The organism is Bartonella sp. HY328 (assembly GCF_025449335.1).
Taxonomy (GTDB): Bacteria; Pseudomonadota; Alphaproteobacteria; order Rhizobiales; family Rhizobiaceae; genus HY038.
In genome coordinates, this window is record NZ_CP104883.1 from 1,762,618 (window position 1) to 1,782,120 (window position 19,503).

The 19,503-nt window shown below is 37.2% G+C and carries 19 protein-coding genes and 1 tRNA gene; 9 read left to right on the forward strand and 11 right to left on the reverse strand.

The annotated features are described in order from the left end of the window. Window positions 1-8: 8 nt before the first annotated feature. From queF to N5852_RS07520, 7 genes are all read left to right on the forward strand, one after another. Window positions 9-476 (forward strand): preQ(1) synthase, encoded by a 468-nt coding sequence (gene queF / locus N5852_RS07490; RefSeq protein WP_262097207.1) that lies wholly within the window; start codon window positions 9-11, stop codon window positions 474-476. A gap of 257 nt (window positions 477-733) precedes the next feature. Beyond that, on the forward strand, window positions 734-1,504 hold the full coding sequence (gene rpsB / locus N5852_RS07495) for a 30S ribosomal protein S2 (protein ID WP_262097208.1): 771 nt from the start codon (window positions 734-736) through the stop codon (window positions 1,502-1,504). 112 nt (window positions 1,505-1,616) lie between these two features. Then, entirely contained in the window at window positions 1,617-2,540 is a 924-nt protein-coding gene (gene tsf, locus N5852_RS07500) for a translation elongation factor Ts (protein WP_262097209.1), read from the forward strand. A 222-nt stretch (window positions 2,541-2,762) separates the two neighbouring features. Continuing rightward, window positions 2,763-3,575 carry a protein-disulfide reductase DsbD domain-containing protein gene (locus tag N5852_RS07505; protein WP_262097210.1) on the forward strand — a complete coding sequence of 271 codons (813 nt, stop codon included), beginning with the start codon at window positions 2,763-2,765 and terminating at the stop codon, window positions 3,573-3,575. A 728-nt stretch (window positions 3,576-4,303) separates the two neighbouring features. Continuing rightward, window positions 4,304-5,545 (forward strand): DNA cytosine methyltransferase, encoded by a 1,242-nt coding sequence (locus tag N5852_RS07510; RefSeq protein ID WP_262097211.1) that lies wholly within the window; start codon window positions 4,304-4,306, stop codon window positions 5,543-5,545. Next, on the forward strand, window positions 5,533-7,725 hold the full coding sequence (locus tag N5852_RS07515; RefSeq protein ID WP_262097212.1) for an ATP-binding protein: 2,193 nt from the start codon (window positions 5,533-5,535) through the stop codon (window positions 7,723-7,725). Before N5852_RS07510 ends, N5852_RS07515 begins: the two co-directional genes overlap by 13 nt. Window positions 7,726-7,733: 8 nt before the next feature. Continuing rightward, on the forward strand, window positions 7,734-9,083 hold the full coding sequence (locus N5852_RS07520) for a hypothetical protein (protein WP_262097213.1): 1,350 nt from the start codon (window positions 7,734-7,736) through the stop codon (window positions 9,081-9,083). A gap of 384 nt (window positions 9,084-9,467) precedes the next feature. On the opposite strand, the gene N5852_RS07525 is transcribed toward N5852_RS07520, so the two are convergent. From N5852_RS07525 to N5852_RS07535, 3 genes are all read right to left on the reverse strand, one after another. After that, window positions 9,468-9,629 (reverse strand): site-specific integrase, encoded by a 162-nt coding sequence (locus N5852_RS07525; protein WP_262097214.1) that lies wholly within the window; start codon window positions 9,627-9,629, stop codon window positions 9,468-9,470. A gap of 1,229 nt (window positions 9,630-10,858) precedes the next feature. Beyond that, window positions 10,859-11,083: a hypothetical protein gene (locus N5852_RS07530; protein WP_262097215.1), complete on the reverse strand. Its 225-nt coding sequence runs from the start codon at window positions 11,081-11,083 to the stop codon at window positions 10,859-10,861. Between the two features lie 22 nt (window positions 11,084-11,105). Further along, entirely contained in the window at window positions 11,106-11,414 is a 309-nt protein-coding gene (locus N5852_RS07535; RefSeq protein WP_262097216.1) for a hypothetical protein, read from the reverse strand. Window positions 11,415-11,569: 155 nt separating this feature from the next. On the opposite strand from N5852_RS07535, the gene N5852_RS07540 reads away from it, so the two are divergent. Both N5852_RS07540 and N5852_RS07545 read left to right on the forward strand, forming a co-directional pair. Next, on the forward strand, window positions 11,570-11,719 hold the full coding sequence (locus tag N5852_RS07540) for a hypothetical protein (RefSeq protein WP_262097217.1): 150 nt from the start codon (window positions 11,570-11,572) through the stop codon (window positions 11,717-11,719). Window positions 11,720-12,194: 475 nt separating this feature from the next. Then, on the forward strand, window positions 12,195-12,521 hold the full coding sequence (locus N5852_RS07545) for a tyrosine-type recombinase/integrase (RefSeq protein WP_262097218.1): 327 nt from the start codon (window positions 12,195-12,197) through the stop codon (window positions 12,519-12,521). Window positions 12,522-12,612: 91 nt separating this feature from the next. Here the strand turns inward: N5852_RS07545 and N5852_RS07550 are convergent. The 8 genes from N5852_RS07550 to N5852_RS07585 all read right to left on the reverse strand — a co-directional run bounded on the left by N5852_RS07550 (window position 12,613) and on the right by N5852_RS07585 (window position 19,350). Next, window positions 12,613-12,688 (reverse strand) — tRNA-Thr (locus tag N5852_RS07550). A 289-nt stretch (window positions 12,689-12,977) separates the two neighbouring features. After that, window positions 12,978-13,517 carry a gluconokinase gene (locus tag N5852_RS07555; protein ID WP_262097219.1) on the reverse strand — a complete coding sequence of 180 codons (540 nt, stop codon included), beginning with the start codon at window positions 13,515-13,517 and terminating at the stop codon, window positions 12,978-12,980. A 344-nt stretch (window positions 13,518-13,861) separates the two neighbouring features. Continuing rightward, window positions 13,862-14,932, reverse strand: coding sequence for a tryptophan--tRNA ligase (trpS, locus tag N5852_RS07560; RefSeq protein WP_262097220.1), 1,071 nt, complete (start codon window positions 14,930-14,932; stop codon window positions 13,862-13,864). A gap of 122 nt (window positions 14,933-15,054) precedes the next feature. Then, window positions 15,055-15,654 (reverse strand): ABC-type transport auxiliary lipoprotein family protein, encoded by a 600-nt coding sequence (locus N5852_RS07565; RefSeq protein ID WP_262097221.1) that lies wholly within the window; start codon window positions 15,652-15,654, stop codon window positions 15,055-15,057. A 156-nt stretch (window positions 15,655-15,810) separates the two neighbouring features. Then, window positions 15,811-16,344 carry an MlaD family protein gene (locus N5852_RS07570; RefSeq protein WP_262097223.1) on the reverse strand — a complete coding sequence of 178 codons (534 nt, stop codon included), beginning with the start codon at window positions 16,342-16,344 and terminating at the stop codon, window positions 15,811-15,813. Next, entirely contained in the window at window positions 16,341-17,306 is a 966-nt protein-coding gene (locus N5852_RS07575; protein WP_262097225.1) for an MlaD family protein, read from the reverse strand. The genes N5852_RS07570 and N5852_RS07575 overlap by 4 nt, the downstream gene beginning before the upstream one ends. Window position 17,307: 1 nt before the next feature. Further along, window positions 17,308-18,153 (reverse strand): ABC transporter ATP-binding protein, encoded by an 846-nt coding sequence (locus N5852_RS07580; RefSeq protein ID WP_262099725.1) that lies wholly within the window; start codon window positions 18,151-18,153, stop codon window positions 17,308-17,310. Window positions 18,154-18,180: 27 nt separating this feature from the next. Continuing rightward, entirely contained in the window at window positions 18,181-19,350 is a 1,170-nt protein-coding gene (locus N5852_RS07585; protein WP_315973212.1) for an MlaE family ABC transporter permease, read from the reverse strand. Window positions 19,351-19,503: the final 153 nt, after the last annotated feature.

A 19,503-nucleotide genomic window follows, 5' to 3' on the forward strand; every position in this document is an offset into this window, starting at 1 on the left:
AGAATTTCATGACGAGTACAACTAATATTTATCAAGGCCTAACCCAACTTGGAGGCGACAATAGTCTACCAACTTCACCAGAAGTGGCAATTTTAGAAAAAGTTGCAAACCCCCAGGCTGATATTTCTTATAATGTTCGCTTCACAATTCCGGAATTTACCTCCCTTTGCCCAATAACTGGCCAACCCGATTTTGCCCATATTGTGATTGATTATGTTCCAGATCAATGGTTGGTTGAAAGCAAATCTTTAAAATTATTTTTGGGGTCCTTCCGCAATCATGGTGCTTTTCACGAGGATTGCACTATTCACATCGCAAGGCGTTTGGTTGATCTTTTAGCGCCAAAATGGTTGCGTATTGGCGGCTATTGGTATCCACGTGGCGGAATTCCAATTGATGTATTTTGGCAAACGGGCAACTCGCCTGATGGCGTCTGGATTCCCGATCAAGGCGTGCCATCTTATCGCGGACGTTAAGCACCGCGCTATTTTTTTGGTGTGGTTAACAATTTGCGATAAAAATCGTCATACAAGATACATATTAATGCTCTACTTTGCTAAATATGAGAATTTCCAGATAAATTATCATTGACAGCTTGCTTTTTAGTCTCACCTCCTATAAAGGCAAGCTATTCCACACACGAGATAAGGGCCATACCAATATTAAAGTGGGTCCGCCGGTGGCAGTTTTGCCTCATTTCGTGAAGGTATAACCGGAAACTAAGGAAATTAAAATGGCAGTGCCTGATTTTTCAATGCGCCAGTTGCTTGAAGCTGGTGTTCACTTTGGTCACCAAACACATCGTTGGAATCCAAAGATGGCTCCCTATATTTATGGTGAGCGTAATAATGTTCATATTATCGACCTTTCACAGACTGTACCTATGTTGCACCGCGCTTTGCAGGTGATTTCAGATACAGTTGCTCGTGGCGGCCGTGTTCTTTTCGTTGGTACAAAGCGTCAGGCTTCGGAAATTATTGCTGATGCTGCTGATCGTTCTGCGCAGTATTATGTTAATGCTCGCTGGCTTGGTGGTATGCTCACCAACTGGAAAACAATTTCTAATTCAATTCAGCGTCTTCGCAAATTGGATGAAATTTTGGCCAATGAAGGTCAAGGCTTCACCAAGAAAGAACGCTTGAACCTTGAACGTGAGCGTGAAAAATTGGATCGCGCTCTTGGTGGTATCAAGGATATGGGTTCTGTTCCTGACTTGATGTTCATCATCGACACCAATAAGGAAGCTATTGCTATTCAAGAAGCAAAGCGTCTTGGCATTCCTGTAATCGCTGTTGTTGATACCAATTGTGATCCAGATAATATTGATTATCCAATTCCTGGTAACGATGACGCAGCGCGCGCAATTTCGCTTTATTGCGACCTCGTTGCTCGTGCAGCTCTTGACGGTATTGCTCGTCAGCATGGCGCAAGCGGTATTGATATTGGTGCGCAGGTTGATGCACCAGTTGAGTCGATCGTTGAAGAAGCTGTAGCTTCTAACTAAGAAAACAAATATCAGCCCATAAGGCTAGTATTTGAAACTGAAATTATTAGCAGGCGTGCGTGAGCCGAAAGGTCATCAAGCACGCTTCGCTATTTTTAACAAAGAGGCTAAAATGAGCATTTCCGCATCTCAAGTTAAAGAACTTCGCGAATTAACCGGCGCCGGCATGATGGATTGTAAAGCCGCACTTGCTGCAACTGATGGCGACATGGAAGCAGCCGTTGATTGGCTTCGCGCTAAGGGTATCGCTAAGGCTGATAAAAAGGCTGGCCGTACAGCTGCTGAAGGTTTGATTGGTCTTGCATCCAATGGCAATACTGCTGTTTTGGTTGAAGTAAACTCTGAAACTGACTTTGTTGCACGTAACGATGCATTTCAGGCACTTGTAAATGGAGTGGCCCAAGCTGCTCTTACAACTGATGGTTCAGTTGAAGCTGTTGCTGATGCAAGCTATCCTGGTTCAAGCAAAACTGTTGCAGACACTATTAAGGATTCAATCGCAACCATCGGCGAAAACATGAATTTGCGCCGCGTTGCTAAGCTTTCCGTTGATAAGGGCGTTGTTGCAACCTATATCCATAATGCTGTTGCTGATGGTCTTGGTAAATTGGGTGTTCTCGTTGCTATTGAAACCGATGGCGACGCAACTAAAGCACAGGCTGTTGGCCGCCAGATTGCTATGCATATTGCTGCAACCAATCCACTTGCTTTAACTTCAGAAGAAGTTGATGCTGGTGCTATTGAGCGTGAAAAATCAGTATTTTCTGAGCAAGCTCGTCAATCAGGCAAGCCAGAAAACATCATCGAAAAGATGGTTGAAGGTCGTATGCGTAAGTTCTTTGAAGAAGTTGTTCTTCTTTCACAGGCTTTTGTTATCAATCCTGACATCACCGTTGAAGCAGCATTAAAAGAAGCTGAAAAAGAAATTGGCGCACCAGTTAAGCTTGTAAGCTATGTTCGCTTTGCTCTTGGTGATGGCATTGAAAAAGAAGAAACAGACTTTGCTGCTGAAGTTGCAGCTGTTGCAAAAAGCTAATTGGCTTAAAGCATATAGTCGTTTTTATGTAGAAATGATTAAGCGGAGCAAGTTTGAAACTTGCTCCGCTTTTTTATTGCTGCTGAAAAAGCACAAAAATTTCATTGGCGATTGATCCTAAATTAGCCCTATTTTTATCATTAATTAGTTGCCAAGATCCAATTTAAATTATGTCTTGCAAAGAATTTTAAAAAAGACAATGAACATTGTAGGTTTTTATAAATGGCGATTGAATATTTTAAAAGAAATATTACTTTACAAATTGTTACTGCATTATGTTTATTTTTTTCATTAAGCCTCGCGAATGCTCAAACGGTTAATCATACTGCGATGGAAGGTGCCGATATTTCCATTTTTTTCAGCAATGAGGAAATAAATAACGAACCGCAATGGCGTTATGGATTAATTGACGTAAGCCTACACCCCAATTGGAAGACCTATTGGAAAAACTCAGGCAGCTCTGGCCTTTCACCGCAATTACAAATTGAAAATGGCATCAACAGCGAATTATTGTTTCCTGTCCCTCATTTATCACAGCAAGGTAGAGATTGGGCTTATATTTATAAACAACGTGCTCAAATTGTTTTCCGCATAGCGACTACTGACGTTTCAACTGATACAATAAAAGGAAATTTATTGATCGGAATTTGCGATACTATTTGTGTGCCGGTTGATGTTCCCTTTATTTTCAATAGCAAGTCAGCCAATAATTTCGTCAGCCAGTTAAAGGTAAAAGCGGCATTAAATGCTTTACCAAAAAAGGCTGATAGAAATTTTTATGCAGAAAAACTTCAAATCCTCGACAAATCTATTCAATTAACCCTGCACGTCCCCAATAATAATGAAAATACAGAGATATTTTTGGCCGCAGAAAATGCACAAATAGGCGTAGCTAAGCCGATAAGCGAAGAACTGGGTAAAATAGTCTTTTCTGCACCGATATTGTCAGGGAAAATCGCAAACGAGCAAAAAATAGACTTTATTGCCAAGAATGGCAATGATGCTATTTCTGGCTCTTTAAATACTGATCGTTAAGTAAATATACTTATAATTTCACATTTAAATTGCAATCGAGGCAGCTATTATGAATGATGCAATTAAGTTCAGTGGTATGCATGTGTTAGATACGATGCGTTAAAAAAATACAAATTTTGATGGCGCTTCTAATAAAATTGCCGCTGAAAATCGTGGTAATATAGAAATTTTTACGAAAATATTATAAGTTTAGCATTAAGACGTGAATGAAGCACTCATTAATGGGTTGTCATTGTGCCTGATCGTGCCATTGGCGTTAATGCTCTGACGCATATACTGGATTAGTTGGCTTTAAACACCATCTGCTGCAGGTTATCTAAACGAATAACTGTAAAAAGTTTTTAAGTTTAGCATTATACTGAATTGGGCACATGGGCGTAGTGTGGATCTGTCCCTGATCTAGCTAAGAAAGGCCAGTAACCAGAATGCCACTATTGCATCATTTAACAGGCATTTTCGTGATAAATGTTTCAATGAACACTGGTTTAATAATCTGTAGCAAGCTAAGATTATGATCAAAGCATGACTGCAAAAATATGATGAGAGACCGAAAAAGTCATTGGGCTGATTAACACCGAAATCTTATGCTGGACTTCTGCAAAAAAATACGCCTATATCGTCAACTAAAGACTCTAAAACAAAGCATCATTCTTAATGAAGATAAAGTTAATAAATACTATGTCGCCTCCAATGAAAATTTTGTATATATAAACGGCCATGAATAAAAGATGAATACAAAAAAAACACTAACATACATAGATCTTTTTGCTGGTGCTGGTGGACTTTCAGAAGGGTTCATTAACAGAGGCTTTGAACCAATTATCCATATTGAAATGAATGCAGATGCTTGTTATACATTGAAAACGAGACTAGCCTACCATCATTTATTAAAAAATAATAAACTTGGTGTTTATGAAAGTTATTTGAAAGGTAGAATATCTAAGCAGGACTTATATAGTCAATTGCCCGCGAGCTTTTTAGATACTGTTTTAAATTTAAGAATTGAAGAAAATACGTTAGACCACATCTATAATCAGATAGACAAAAATCTTAATTTACTAAATATTAGATCCGTTGATTTATTAATTGGAGGTCCGCCTTGCCAATCTTACTCACTTATTGGACGTCATAACGTAGATTGGGATACTGACCAACGTGTGAGTCTGTACAAATTATATGGTCAAATTCTTGCAAAATATAAACCTAGCATGTTTTTATTCGAGAATGTTCCGGGTATTCTAAGCGCAAACAAAGGCGAGTATTTTAATGATCTTAAACATTATTATGATAAAATTGGATATGACGTCAATTATCAAATTTTAAAAGCAGAAGAGTTTGGTGTTCTGCAATCAAGGAGGCGGGTCATTATTATTGGAAGCTTGAAAGAAAAAAAGTTAGTATATCCCGAATTTGAAAAAGAAACACCGCTATATACAGTAGCTGATGTTTTCCACGATTTAAAAATATTAAAACCTGGTGATTCTATAACCGTAGATAAATATCAAAAAGAAGCATCCGACTATCAAAGAAAATATCGGATTAGATGTGATTTTAATTTTTATACCCAACATATTGCAAGATCTCATAATAAAAATGATCTAGCTATTTATAAGATTGCGCAAGATAAATGGAATAATGAAAACCATCGATTGAAATATAATGATCTTCCTAAAAGATTGAGAACTCAAAATAATGTTTCATCTTTTTTAGATAGGTTTAAAGTAGTTGACATAAATGGTCTTTCACATACTTTAGTTGCGCATATTGCAAAAGATGGACATTACTATATTCATCCAACTCAACTTCGCTCAATTTCTGTTAGAGAGGCTGCAAGATTGCAATCGTTCCCAGATAATTATTTTTTTGAAGGCTCACGAAGTGCAGCATTTACCCAAATAGGAAATGCTGTGCCACCCTTAATGTCATATGCATTAGCTAAGAAAATTCAGGAGATATTATGGGAAAGATAAAAGCAAAAAGTCATATTCTTAGCTTGCTAGGTGATCAACTTATTGGGAGCGATGGCTTAGCAATTTTTGAATTAGTAAAAAATGCTTATGACGCTGATGCAGAAAATGTGAATATTGAGTTTAAAAATTTAAATACGTCAGATCAAGAAATTATTATTGCAGATGATGGGCACGGAATGTCTACCGAGGTAATAGATAAAGTTTGGTTCACTGTTGGAACTGACTTTAAAAGAAAGGTAGATGGTAAAAAAAGTCCAAAAGGGCGAGTTTCTTTGGGTAATAAAGGTGTTGGTCGACTAGCTGTTCATAAGCTTGCCAGACAAATTAAAGTTGAAACAAAAACTTTAGAACAAGCTACCTATAGTGAGTTTATTATTAACTGGAGGGAGTTAATTGATTCACAAGAATATATACAGGATCTAGAGGTGGAGATTGAGCAATGTAGTGCGAGCGCTGATAAATTCCCAAAAAATCAAGGCACTATAATTACACTTTCCGGTTTATATAATACCAATTGGAGTAAGACCCAATTGCGCGATGTTGTTCGCGCAATTGAAAATATTAAAAATCCATTTAAAGACATCGATGGTTTCAATGTGATTGTTAACGCTAACGAAAAACAGGTTTGGCTTGAAGGATTGAAATCATCAACAGATATTTTACGCGATAGTTTATACCAATTTGAATTTGTAATAACACCTTGGATTAAGGGTGCTGACAATAAAAAAAATATTGACCCCAATGATATTGCAGAATTTCGTTGGAAATATGTTTTCAATCCGTCGAGCCAGATAAATATAGACAAAAGAAACATAGATTTTCAGCCTCTTTCTACAGGAGTTGAAAATAAAAACTTATTATTAGTTGGGAGTATATTATCTAATTCAATAGAAGGTGTTACAGACACTTCAAAATATCTACGAAATAAAGATATTGAACGCATAGGCCAGATTAGTGGTCGCTTTTATGTTTTTAATTTGCATAGAAAAATACTAGAATCAAATTTTGGTGGGCAAATTACTGCAGTTAAAAACTACATAAATGAAAACTGTGGAGTTAGAATTTATAGGGATAATATAAGAGTTTTTAATTATGGTGAACCATCAGATGATTGGTTAGGGCTTGATTTACAAAAAATACGCAGAACAGGTGATCATTTTGGTCGAAAAGTTACTATTGGAGCTATAGAACTAGATTTGGCAGCTAGTGATAATGGATTACAGGAAAAAACTAATCGAGAAGGCTTCTTTGAAAACGAAGTATATAGTCGTCTTAAAAATATAGTTAATGTCGTTTTTAACTTATTTGAGAATGAGGCAAAAAAAGACAAGGTAAAAATTGATGAATTTACTTCAGGTCAAGCACCTATAAAAAAAATTGGTTTTTCAGAAACTGTTCAAGAGTTAATAAATAAATTAGAGCAAAAAGGATTAACTAAAGAATTTGGACCTTTGATCAATAAAGTTAAGCAAGATTATGATGAAATGAGAGATATCATGGTTAATTCAGGGATGACGGGGCTTAACTTAGGGGTTGCATTTCATGAAATTGAACGAGAAATGCGCTATATAGATAAAGAATTGATGATACCCAATATTGAAATGCAATCTATCAAAGACAAAGTAAAAGATTTAATACAATTATTAAGCTTTATCTCTCCATTATTAAAACAACAAAAAAATGTTGAAATAAAAGTTTCTAAATATATCAATAATCTCAAATTAAGATATGAAGGGCGATTTAAGAGACATAATATTATATTTTCAAGTCCAATTCTAACAGGAGAAAATGAAGATTTTAAAATTGTAGGACAATCAAATTTATTGGCTAATACATTTTCAAATATGATCGATAATGCTATTTTTTGGTTGGAGGCTCGTTATGACCGAGAGTCTAAAGAAACCTATAAAAAAGGATTATATATCGGTACAGATATGAAGTCTTTCGGTGGCCCAGCCGTTATTATTGCTGATAATGGAACAGGATTTACTCAAGATCCGGAAACATTAATCACACCATTTGTTTCAACAAAACCAGATGGCATGGGCCTAGGCTTGTATTTTTCTAGTATGGTTATGGATATAACTAAAGGTAAATTACTATTTCCTGATGTGGAAGATTTAGATATACCTAAAGTATATGATGGAGCATGTGTGGCTTTAGTTTTCCCTAACAAGTAAGGATCAAAATGTTCAGAGATAATAAAATAATTATTGTAGATAATGAAGAAAGTGAACTTAATAGATTAGCTTCTGTCATTTGGAAAGAAGGTATTGCATGTAAGGCTTTATTATATGATACTCTTTATGATACCCCTCTGAAAGGTGTTAGAGTTGCTTTTTTTGATGTAAATTTAACCAGTTTAATTGCTCCTAACTCTCAAGTTTATGATTACAATAAAGATTCTTCACTTAGGGATATATTTGCTAATTTAGCATTTGCTATTCAGCAATACATTGCAAACGATAATGGTCCTTATACATTAATATTCTGGACAAAAAATCAAATATTAATTAATAATTTTAAAGTTTTTATGGATGATCGGGGCAAAGATTATTCGATGCCAAATCCTATTTATATTGGTTGCATAGATAAAAGTCAATTTTTGCATAAAGAATCTACAGGAGATAATACGTTATACAGTACTATCCATGATATAATAAAAAAATCTCCCGTACATCTACTGTATGATTTAGAAAAAAAAGCAAACCAAGCTATTACAAATACGATTAATGAATTACATACAATTACATTAGATGCTAATTCCACATGGACAAATCCAATTGACAATATCAAGAAAACTTTTATTGAAATAGCAAAAAATACCATTGGTGAAAAGCATGTAAAAGAACATTTTGGAGAAGGTATTATTTCTGGATTAAACCCAATGATTAATTTTCATATGGAGGAATTAATAACATTATGTGAAGATACAAGAGATTTATTTCAAGTTTCAGATGATGAAATGACTTCAAATGGTTTTAACGATGTAGAAAAGAAATATGAATTAAATACTGTCTTTCATATTAATAAAAATGCAACTCGCTGTGAAAGAGGAGCTGTTTATGCTTGTAATAATGATTTGCAAAAAAAATATATAGGTGATGAGAGTGATAGGCTCGATTGGATTAAACAATTAATTAACTTTAAAGATAGTACAAAAGATGAGAGTGAAATTCAAAATATTATAAAAAAAATCAAATTTATTCTTGTGGAACTTAGTCCCGCATGTGATTATTCGCAGAAAAAAGATCGATTATTAAAATTTATTCTTGGTATTAAAACACCAGAAATTCAGAGAAAATTATTATCAAGCTCAGTACCTGCGTATTCATATTTTCCAAAAACACTTTTTAAAGATCAAGATAAAGTATTTCAGCTTATTTTTAATTTTAACTACACAATATCTTTACCTCGATCAAATATTAATGAACCTATAGGTGATTTACTTTTTTCATTTAAAAAAGAATATATGGATATGCTCACAACCAAATATGCTAACCATATTTCCCGGATAGGGGTTACAGAGTTTAAATGATTGTTTACGTTGAAATGGCATTGTCAGATGAACTTTAAGTTTTAATCATGGTGAAATATTTTTGCGCCATGAACAAAGAAAATACATTCAAATATTTAAAAATCTCACCCAAAATTATCCGTTTGGTGGTTATGTACTAGTAAGGTGTCCACTTGGTTTTCGTTAAGTTGAAGATATTTTACATGATGGAGTTATTTATATTTTCTATGATGGGGAAAAAAGGTGTTCCGCCGAAAAAATTTATTGAGCGTGTTGAATAGATAGTTTTTTTATCTTGGTATCTCGAAAAACATGGGGCAACTTCTGCAATACGGCGAGAGCAAAGCCTATCAGTAATACCTTTCTGATGGATAAGCGCATTTTGGTCTCACGCCGTTTACCCTGTTAGGTATATGGCGCAATTTCTACATGTGGCACTTTGGCATTAAGATGAATACACTCAGGGGTTAGATGGGAAATCTCGGCAAGTCTTGCGCCTGTATTAATGGCAACAAGCAAGATAGCACGTGCTTCTTCATTTAATCCATTAAGCACACCTTCCTTCAATATCCTGTCTTTAACCCCACTCAATTGAAAATGGTGGGCGAGTGGTTTATTATCTGTATCTTTAAAGCCAAGGACATCAAAAGGATTAGGGTAATTTGTATCGCCAATATATTGATAATAATCATTATAAAAGCTTTTTTGCCGCGCTAGTTGTGTTTTTCTAAATGTGATCTAGAATGTGTAATTCACCTTTTGCAGGCGCTAACTTGTCCATAATAAACTTATAGAACTTTTAAGCACCTTCAAGACTAATATTCCGTATATCCTTATCACCTATGACGTCCCTTAACATATTAGAGCTATAAATGCGTTCTTTGTTGCAGTATTTTTTCTGAGCAGGATTTTCATTTTTGATAATGGGTGGTGCAATATGATCAAAAATATCTTTTCACCTCCTGTCAATGTGATTTAGGGCTCTTTAACAAAGCCAAGAATCGCCGAGCATTCCTTAGTATTGCTTTACTTTTTCAGAATACGTTGAATTCTTCTAACCAAGTTTTTTAAAATTGTATTAGCAAGTTCAAAGGTTGGCTTATAGCGACCCTTTAATGCACGAGCCGGTGCTTGCGTTGCCCAATAAAGATGTTTTGCAAAGTACTATCATTGTTAACAATAAGCGAAGCCGAAAAACCATTATCTGCCTCCTCAAGAATATCTCTTTGTTGGCGTGCAAAAAATGGTCTATTTTTTTGAGTGCTTAGCGAAGATAGAAAGAGCAATTATTCAATTGATGGATTTCTATTGGTGTAGGGGACTGTATCATTTGAGACAGAATTACACGATATTTGGGTTGGGTGGATTTGGATGGATTTTTTATTAATTAATTGAAAATAAAAATAAAATTTGCAATTGATTGAAAAGTTTTTATAAATTATTAACAACTGGAAAATAGATCATTTTTTATCGAAGGATGATCAAGCACTATCATTTTCTTTTAAATCTTGATCACTCTCTAGCCCTAGAGATATCGGCCTTAGTGGCTCGGTTGTTAATAATAATTACCACGATATTTGAGACAGAGTATAATTTATGGTGGGAAATACGCTTCAAATGCTAAAAAATACCGCTATAAAAAATCTAATAAAAACATAAGGTTGGCAAAATTAGGGTTATCTAAATAAAAGAGCTCGGTGGGAAGTGTAAGGTTTAACGATTCCCCCAAATAATTTGGGAAACTTCAATTTTGGCTTTGATCCTTTAGGTTTTGCTAAACCTATATTTGCCTAGCTCTAGATAAATATTCCCTGCACTTGATCCATCAAGGTTAATATTACATAGCGCGCTTGAGTACTCACATGGCTGATTCTGCAATCGCAAAGCTTTAACGTTTGACCGAGATAAGCATAATCATTTAACGCATAATCTAGAGACGAAACAGTGCGCAATTCTTCGGCCTGGGCAGCGATAGGCATTGCCAATAGACAAATAGATACCGCAAGGATTGATTTTCTCATGGAGTTGCTCAGTTATTAATAATCAGTTTAAGGCCGCCGCCTTGCCGGGGTTGATATTGCCATTAAGAATGCGCTTTTTAAGCTTAACCATCTCAAGGGCTATTGTTGCGGTTAGCTCATCATCATTAAAGTCTATACCGGTATTGAGCATGTCGTTATAAATATCAGCAGCAACACCCGTAATTTGGGCCTTAGTTAGACGCTGCCCCAGACCTTTATATACATATTCAACCTTACCAGCAATTTTAATAAATGTCATATTATTGACAGTGCGCAAGCTACTAGGTGCGGATGCCGCATTTGGGTACCGCAAAAATGGCACGAGGGGCATGAGTTAAACTCTATTGGCGAGAAAGAAGCTAAACTATTAATCGAGAGCAAGGGGGGCTTAGGAAACTTCACTATTTAAAGGTCACTGCCATGCTAAAACCTCGTCCACAATATTAACAAAAAGAAATAGATAGGCATGGCAACACTAGGTGGTATTTGAGAATCAGACCAAACCCACGCATTGCAATTCATGGCGATTATGGAACCGCCGAATTTATGGAAATTTACCGCGCTGCTATTGGTGGCGTTAAAAAAGCATCAATAAGCCCGACAAGTCATTCATTAACTTGGCTAATCGCTCAATAGCAAAAGCACCGAATGGATTGAATTATCGCAAGCAACACGCCGACAACGTGAAAACATATTTCTAAGCGTGATTAAAAAAGGTGATAACGCGCTAAGCAAAGCGATAACTAAAAAAGTCATCATCAATAGTCGCGATGAAAGAGCCGCCACCCCTGCTCAAGCTGGTAATTTTTAAAAGGCCATGTCTGGCTTGTTTTAATGGGCTGTAAAGTATGAATATATAAGCGATAATCTGTGTATAGGTGTAAAAGCTCCAAAGATACAAAACCAAGACAACTTTGAAGCATGGAACGAAAACGACATTAATGCCTATTTTGCAAAATGGCCGATAGGAACTAAAGAACGTGTTTGGCTTGATATTCTTCTATATACTGGCTTGCGCCGTGGTGATGCTGTGAGAATAGGAAAGCAACATATCCGCGATGGTGTAGCAACCATTAAAACGTAAAAAAGCGGATTTAAAACCGAAGTTACGTTGCCGATTTTTCCGGTGCTGCAAGAAACACTGGAAGCTGGCCCAACAAGTGACTTAGCTTTTATTGGTGGGGCCAACAAACAGCCATTAACCAATGAATCATTTGGCAACCAATTCAGAAAAGCCTGTAGAGCCGCAGGAATTGAAAAATCAGCGCATGGAGTAAGTAAGATAAGCGCGGCCCGTGCTGCTATTGCTGGGGCAACTATAGCGCAATTAAAAGCATTGTTTGGCTGGGAAAATGATGAAATGGCTTCACATTATACGAAGAGCGCCGACCGCAGAGCAAAGCAAATTATTGGAAAATTAGGTAATCGGAACAAATGAAAAACTTCTTCGCACTAACCTTTTAAATCCTTGCCCTAACCTAAACTATTAGCTAATAAAACTAATGACTTGCAAGAATAAAAAAAGCAAATGGTGCCCCCAGAGAGACTCGAACTCCCGACCCCCTGATTACAAATCAGGTGCTCTACCAACTGAGCTATAAGGGCAATGTGTTTTGCGTTACATGCATTTAGCATATTGATCTAAACTTGCAACCCCTAAAATTCATTTTTTTTAAAAATATTTGAGATTGTGGATAAGTTTTTTCTAAAAAAACCAAAACAGGTCGCAAATATATGCCGCTTTGTGATTTTGAGGACAAAATCATGTTGTGTTCCGTGAAAAAAGCACTCGCACTCTGCATTGTTTTTTAAGATCGACTTATAATAATTTACACAATATCGCTTTTAAGCGGTAGCTTTAAGGCTATTTACATCCATCGATATAAAAGGTTTTTCAATATTCACCATTTGTAGCATGATAATCAAGAGCGGTTAGAATTTCATTGCTGATTTCATCGGGCGCGATTGATATAGAAAAGCGCGCTCCAAACTCATCAATTTGCAAAGATTCTAATATTGCATATTGGGAATCAAGTAATGATGCCGGCATATAATCGTGTTGGCGATTTGAAATTCGCTCGGCCACCAAAGTTTCGGGGCCGTAAAGTTCTGCAAAAAATATATTAGCATGCTGTGTTTGCCGTAATATGTCACGATATATGCGCTTTAACGCAGAACAAGTAATGATAGTATTTTCACTATTTTGCGCATTTTTATCAATTAAATTCTTTAGTCGTTCAAGCCAAGGTTTGCGATCTTCATCATTAAGCGGTATCCCAGCCGCCATTTTATCTTTATTGGCTTGTGGGTGAAATTCATCAGCTTCAGCAAATCGCCAATGGGTTTTATTGACCAATAATTGTGCGATCGTTGTTTTTCCAACACCTGACGGCCCCATAACGACGACACCTATAGGTTTTTTAATTAATTGCATTGCTTCTTCCCCAACTTGTTTATGTTTTATTTTAAACATTTACATCTTAAAGACCATCTATTTAATCAATATGGCAAAGATATTTGTGCTAATTTTATTTCGCACCCATCAAGCGTTCGATACAAAAGCTAAAAAATTCTTGAAGGCAATTGGTAATTGATACTGGTAAAAAATCGGTAAGCCATAAAAAAATCCCTTAACAAATTTAGGTTTGTTAAGGGATTTTTTTATGCGTTTTCAATAAAAGTTAAATGAACTTTTATTGGTCTATGATTTACCCAAATAGGTAACTTAGAAAATGCTTACATCTCAAATATTAAAAAAGACGTGTTATAGTTTTTAATTTATCCGTTTTGTAAAAAGCCAACAATGTCGCGTACAGATTTCATTGTTTTTTCAGCAATTTCACTGGCGCGTTCCCCGCCCTTTTTCAAAACCGCATCAATATATGCAGGCTCATTATTAAGACGACGTAAATTGGTAGCAATCGGTTCCAATTGGCTAACAGCCAAATCAGCAAGTTGCGGCTTAAATTCTGAAAATTGCTTGCCAGCAAACTGCGCTAGAACATCTTGTTTTTCCATACCAGCAAGCGCGGCATAAATACCGACGAGGTTATTAGCCTCGGGCCGGTCTTTTAAACCATCAACCAACTCTGGCAAAGGTTCTATATCAGTTTTTGCCTTACGAATTTTTTTTGCAATGTCATCGGCAGTATCAATAAGATTAATGCGCGACATATCAGATGGATCAGATTTCGACATTTTCTTAGTACCATCACGCAAAGACATGATCCGCATTGAAGTTTCACCGATGAGCGGTTCTGCCATTGGAAAAAACCCATTTATGCTTTTATCACCAATTTGCATATCAACGCCAACATTGAGTTCGCCGATCCGTGCCGAATAATCATTGTTAAACTTTTGTGCAATGTCGCGTGTAAGTTCTAAATGCTGCTTCTGGTCTTCACCAACCGGCACATGGGTTGCGCGGTAAACAAGAATATCAGCAGCCATTAAGCTTGGATAAGCAAATAAACCAAGCGATGCGTTTTCACGATCTTTGCCAGCCTTATCTTTAAATTGCGTCATGCGGCTCATCCAGCCCATACGCGCAACACAATTAAAAACCCAAGCAAGTTCGGCATGTTGGTAAACACGGCTTTGATTGAAAATAATATGCTTTTCAGGATCAATGCCCGAAGCAATAAATGCCGCTGCAACTTCACGAGTATTTTTAATAAGCTCAGCAGGATCCGGATTTACCGTTAAGGCATGCATATCAACGACGCAATATACACAATTATAGCTTTGTTGCAATTCTACCCAACGCTTAATTGCTCCTAGGTAATTCCCAAGTTGCAAGTTTCCTGTTGGTTGTACACCAGAAAACACGAGTGGATCAAAGCCAGCCATTTCCAATATCCTTATCGATCATCAATTAAAAATTTGATCTATCAATTATCAATTTTTCAACAGAAATCAATAGCACTATTAAAGTTGAGCATTTTCAATATAAAAATGCTCAATTTTATGCATTAAACCTTAGTTAAGGTCCAATTAACGATTTGTGAAGTTACTTCAGAAAAAGCAGCCTCTAATGCTTTTGCATAGGCATCGTTACCCGTGCCATGAACAGGGCTTTGAGCTTTGAATATTTGGGTCGCACGAACATTACCAGTGCGGTCATCAAGTATTTTCACAGCAATCTCAACATCAGCCTTTTCTGGACTTTGGGCAGAATTAATACCAAATATGCGAATATCGCTGATGATTTGATAATTAATAGCAAGACCGTCACCAGGGCGACCTACCCCTGCAAGCTTTCTGGTATCTTCAAAAGCTTGAACAAGACGAGCTTGCACAAGATTTGGCAACCGGTCTGCCCATTGTGAATCTTTCAAATAAGAAATTGACGCACCATTGCTTTGCACCATGATATCTTGACCATCAAGTGCCTTTAATGCAGATGGATTGGCAATAAGAATCTGAACCGGTTTACGCTTTACAACGTTTGATTGATTAACAACTGCCAAATTTGCAGTCGAAAGATCAAAGGTTTGCTTAACAGTAACAGTTGAACATCCTGCTAAACCAATAGTAGCAAGCAAAATACCTAAACCAATAGGCTTTTTCATAATATTTCCTTTTAATTTAAACGTCCAGTTCACCGAAGTGTCCTTTTCTATTCCGTCAGGTAAGTTCTTTCAAAATCTGATTGATACGTCTTAATAATTTTTCAAATATTATTTTTAGCACAACTTGATTAAAATTTAAAAAATTAAAAGTCTAAATCACTTACAAGGATTTTCAAAATTTTTATTTACAATAATTTGCGTTATTAATCCTTGCTTTGAATCAGCTTTCACAACATCTTCATCACTTTTATCACTATTGCTTAATTCAATCTGACACATACCAGTTAGTCCCTGAAAGCTTAAATGAGCTACTGTTGAACGTGAAACATGATATTTTGAATTTATCGCAACTCTAACAACAGTAGTTGTCTTTTCATTTTCGGCAAAAATTTCTTTAACTGTCCCGATACGTATATGATTGAGATAAACAGCTGCCCCGCTATTTATTCCTATCTGCGTTGCAGGAAAACTAATATCCAGAACGTGAAATTGCGGTTCGTCTTCAGTTGCCAATTGAAAAGCTTTTATTACCCCATCGCCAAATGAAACGATTTGGGCGACAATGTTTAATGTCCCCTTATCTGTTTCAAAGCTGCATGCAGGTAACATTGTAATTGATACCAAGGCGACTAATCGCGCATAAGTTAAATTTATTTTTATAAAATTAATTATGCGCGATCTAAAACTCATCGGCGGTTGCGTCCATCATATTGTGGCACGCTGCTACCACTACCGAACAAGATTTGTTGCGGATTTTTCTCAAGGTCGGTTAAAGCGCGTTCAATGCGTTGAACTGAAACACGGCTGTCATTAACCAGCGCTTCGATATTACGAAGCCCCTGCCCTGAAAAACGCTCAACATTGTTAGCAATTGGTTTGATGTGAGCGTTTAATGTATCAGACGTTTGCTTAATAGAAGCTAGTGTTTCTTGTGCCTGAACAACAACTGAATTTTTATTATCAGGCGATAGCATATTATCTAACTTTGCCATGATTGCATCAGTTTTTTGGGAGGCGTTACTAAGGCGTGCCATCATTTCACGCGTATCAGTTATAATCTTATCAATATCATCGCGATTATCAACTAATGTTTTGCTAAAAGCTTGCGCATTTTTTGCTGTTTCAGTGAGTGGACCACGTGCGTCATGAATAAAACCTTCAAGTTGTGTTAAGGCTTCGTTGGCGCGAGCAAAAATATCCTGAGCGGTTGCGAGAAGATTGTTAATTGTTGATGGGTCGGCATCAATTAGTGCTGTAGCACCAACAGATTCTGCGGACTTCAACAAATTATCTTCATCAATGCTACCACCCTTAAGTTCGATAAATGCAAGACCAGTTAAGCCTTGAAAGCCAAGGGTTGCTTGCGTCGAACGTGTAATTGGAGTAGTTGCGTTAATCTCAGTTTTAGCGATAACGACATTTGGGTTGGTTTCGTCAAGCACAAGCCGGCGCACTGTACCCACTTTGATACCATTAAACAATACAGCGCTACTTGCACCAAGACCAGTAACCGAGCCTGGAATACGTACATCCAGTGGCACCAAATTGCGATTATCGAAATATTGTCCGAAATATAGAATGATTGCAAACGCTGCTGCTAATGTGGCCAGCGTGAAGCTTCCAACCAATACATAACTTGCTTTGGTTTCCATTTTAAATATTTGCCTCCGTCTTTGCCCCTTTACGGCGCCGGGATGAATCGGTACTTATGCTGCGTGAACGCTTGCCATGGAAATATGATTTAATCCAAGGAAGATCACTTTCAAGCATATCCTCAATTGTTCCTTCTGCTGCAACCTTTTTGCCACCTAAAACCGCTACGCGATCACAAATAGAGTAAAGACTGTCAAGATCATGGGTTACCATGTAAACGGTAAGCCCCATTGTATCACGTAAATCAGCAATAAGTTCATCAAAATCAGCCGCACCAATTGGGTCAAGACCCGATGTCGGCTCATCAAGAAATACAATATGCGGGTCTAGGGCCAATGCGCGTGCAAGAGCTGCACGTTTTATCATACCACCAGATAATTCTGATGGGTATTTGTCGGCCGCATCAGCCTCTAAACCCACGAGCTCAATTTTCATGCGCGCTAATTCATTCATAAGTTTGGGCGGCATGCGTAAATATTGTTGCATGGGAATACGAATATTTTCCAATACAGTAAGGGCCGAAAACAATGCCCCGTGTTGGAATAATACACCCATGCGCATATCAATTTGCGTTTTTTCCCTATCGCTTATTACATCAATATTTTTTCCTAAAATATTAATTTGTCCTGATTCTTTGGAATTTAACCCAAGAATAGTGCGCATTAAAACTGATTTTCCTGCGCCAGAAGGACCAATAAACCCAAGAATCTCCCCACGCTGAATATCTAAGTCTAAACCATCAAGAACAGTTTTAGTTCCAAAACGCACGGTTACATCGCGCACAGAAATAATCGCGTTATCCGGCGCGGGTTTCGTTATTGGTGCTTGGTGATTAGATTTATTCATTTCTTTATCATTCATAATCTAATTCTTTTAAAAGTTGATCGCTGCATAGAAAATTGCAAAGAATCCATCCAACACAATAACCACAAAAATGGCTTTAACCACGGACGACGTTACTCTAGCACCAAGAGATTCTGAGCTGCCCTCAACCTTCATGCCTTCAACCGATGCAATAATACCGATTACCATTGCCATAAAGGGTGCTTTAATAAGGCCAACAAAAAAAGTGCTTACGGTGACCGACTCTGAAAGGCGATCCATAAAGGCGCCAAATGGTATCCCTGAATAAGCTAACAATACACAAGCCGCTCCTAAAAGGGCGGCCAAATCAGCGATTACTGTTAATAATGGCAAGGCAAAGACTAAAGCAACCAATCGCGGAAATACTAAGACGCTAACAGGGCTAAATCCCATAACCTTCAAAGCATCTATTTCCTCTTGCATTTTCATCGAGCCAAGCTCGGCTGTAATTGCACTACCAGAACGACCAGCGATCATAATGGCAGTCATTAATACGGCCAATTCTCTAAAAACGAGAATACCCACAAGATCAACAGCATAGGGTTCCGCACCAAAATTTCTCAATTGGAATGCACCTTGCTGGGCGATGATTGCGCCAACAATAAATGACATGAGCGAAATAATTGGAATCGCGCCAACGCCCATTTTTTGAACTTGCGCAACAATAGCCGTAAAATTGATGCTGGTACGTCCATCCGCACGCTTACCTTGCGGCCCAGCCAAGGTAGCACCTAAAATATTCATAGCCATCATAAAATCGCTAAAGCCGCTGACCATAACACGACCTAGGCCACCAACGGTTCTAATCAGCGGGTTGTCTCTATTGGGCTTCTTAATCTCGTCTTGCGAGGGGACTGCGGCACCAACAGATTTTAGCAAGGATTCCCAGCCTGGCTGTGCTCCTTCAATTGTCACCTGACACCGATTATTGTGAAGGCGATAAGCAAGACGCTCAATCAACCATGCGCCACCCGTATCAAGTCCATCAATATTACTTAATGAAAGAACTGCACTTTGGGTACCTGTTTTTTCAAGCGCGCGCATTTCCTTATCAACTAAATAAATGGTGTGCGTTGTCCAATGACCACCTAATGTTATGGTTGTTACACCATTTTGGCTCTCACTCGTAACGCTTGGATTTGCCGCATTATCGGGCTTATATTTTTGTTTTTCTGCCATTATTTCCAAATCACTTTTGGCTGCAATACGCAGCAATAGATTCTAATAATACATTTTTTACTATTATGGTTAATTAATTACTAATAAAATTTACTCATAGCTAACCAATATTTATATATTTTACAACTAGGGAGATTTAAATAAAAAACACTA

Excerpts from the sequence above, each read along its gene's own strand:
- queF (WP_262097207.1), top strand. The coding sequence starts at position 9 with ATGACGAGTACAACTAATATTTATCAAGGCCTAACCCAACTTGGAGGC.
- rpsB (WP_262097208.1), top strand. The coding sequence starts at position 734 with ATGGCAGTGCCTGATTTTTCAATGCGCCAGTTGCTTGAAGCTGGTGTT.
- tsf (WP_262097209.1), top strand. The coding sequence starts at position 1,617 with ATGAGCATTTCCGCATCTCAAGTTAAAGAACTTCGCGAATTAACCGGC.
- N5852_RS07505 (WP_262097210.1), top strand. The coding sequence starts at position 2,763 with ATGGCGATTGAATATTTTAAAAGAAATATTACTTTACAAATTGTTACT.
- N5852_RS07510 (WP_262097211.1), top strand. The coding sequence starts at position 4,304 with ATGAATACAAAAAAAACACTAACATACATAGATCTTTTTGCTGGTGCT.
- N5852_RS07515 (WP_262097212.1), top strand. The coding sequence starts at position 5,533 with ATGGGAAAGATAAAAGCAAAAAGTCATATTCTTAGCTTGCTAGGTGAT.
- N5852_RS07520 (WP_262097213.1), top strand. The coding sequence starts at position 7,734 with ATGTTCAGAGATAATAAAATAATTATTGTAGATAATGAAGAAAGTGAA.
- N5852_RS07530 (WP_262097215.1), bottom strand. The coding sequence starts at position 11,083 with ATGAGAAAATCAATCCTTGCGGTATCTATTTGTCTATTGGCAATGCCT.
- N5852_RS07535 (WP_262097216.1), bottom strand. The coding sequence starts at position 11,414 with ATGCCCCTCGTGCCATTTTTGCGGTACCCAAATGCGGCATCCGCACCT.
- N5852_RS07555 (WP_262097219.1), bottom strand. The coding sequence starts at position 13,517 with ATGCAATTAATTAAAAAACCTATAGGTGTCGTCGTTATGGGGCCGTCA.
- trpS (WP_262097220.1), bottom strand. The coding sequence starts at position 14,932 with ATGGCTGGCTTTGATCCACTCGTGTTTTCTGGTGTACAACCAACAGGA.
- N5852_RS07565 (WP_262097221.1), bottom strand. The coding sequence starts at position 15,654 with ATGAAAAAGCCTATTGGTTTAGGTATTTTGCTTGCTACTATTGGTTTA.
- N5852_RS07570 (WP_262097223.1), bottom strand. The coding sequence starts at position 16,344 with ATGAGTTTTAGATCGCGCATAATTAATTTTATAAAAATAAATTTAACT.
- N5852_RS07575 (WP_262097225.1), bottom strand. The coding sequence starts at position 17,306 with ATGGAAACCAAAGCAAGTTATGTATTGGTTGGAAGCTTCACGCTGGCC.
- N5852_RS07580 (WP_262099725.1), bottom strand. The coding sequence starts at position 18,153 with ATGAATAAATCTAATCACCAAGCACCAATAACGAAACCCGCGCCGGAT.
- N5852_RS07585 (WP_315973212.1), bottom strand. The coding sequence starts at position 19,350 with ATGGCAGAAAAACAAAAATATAAGCCCGATAATGCGGCAAATCCAAGC.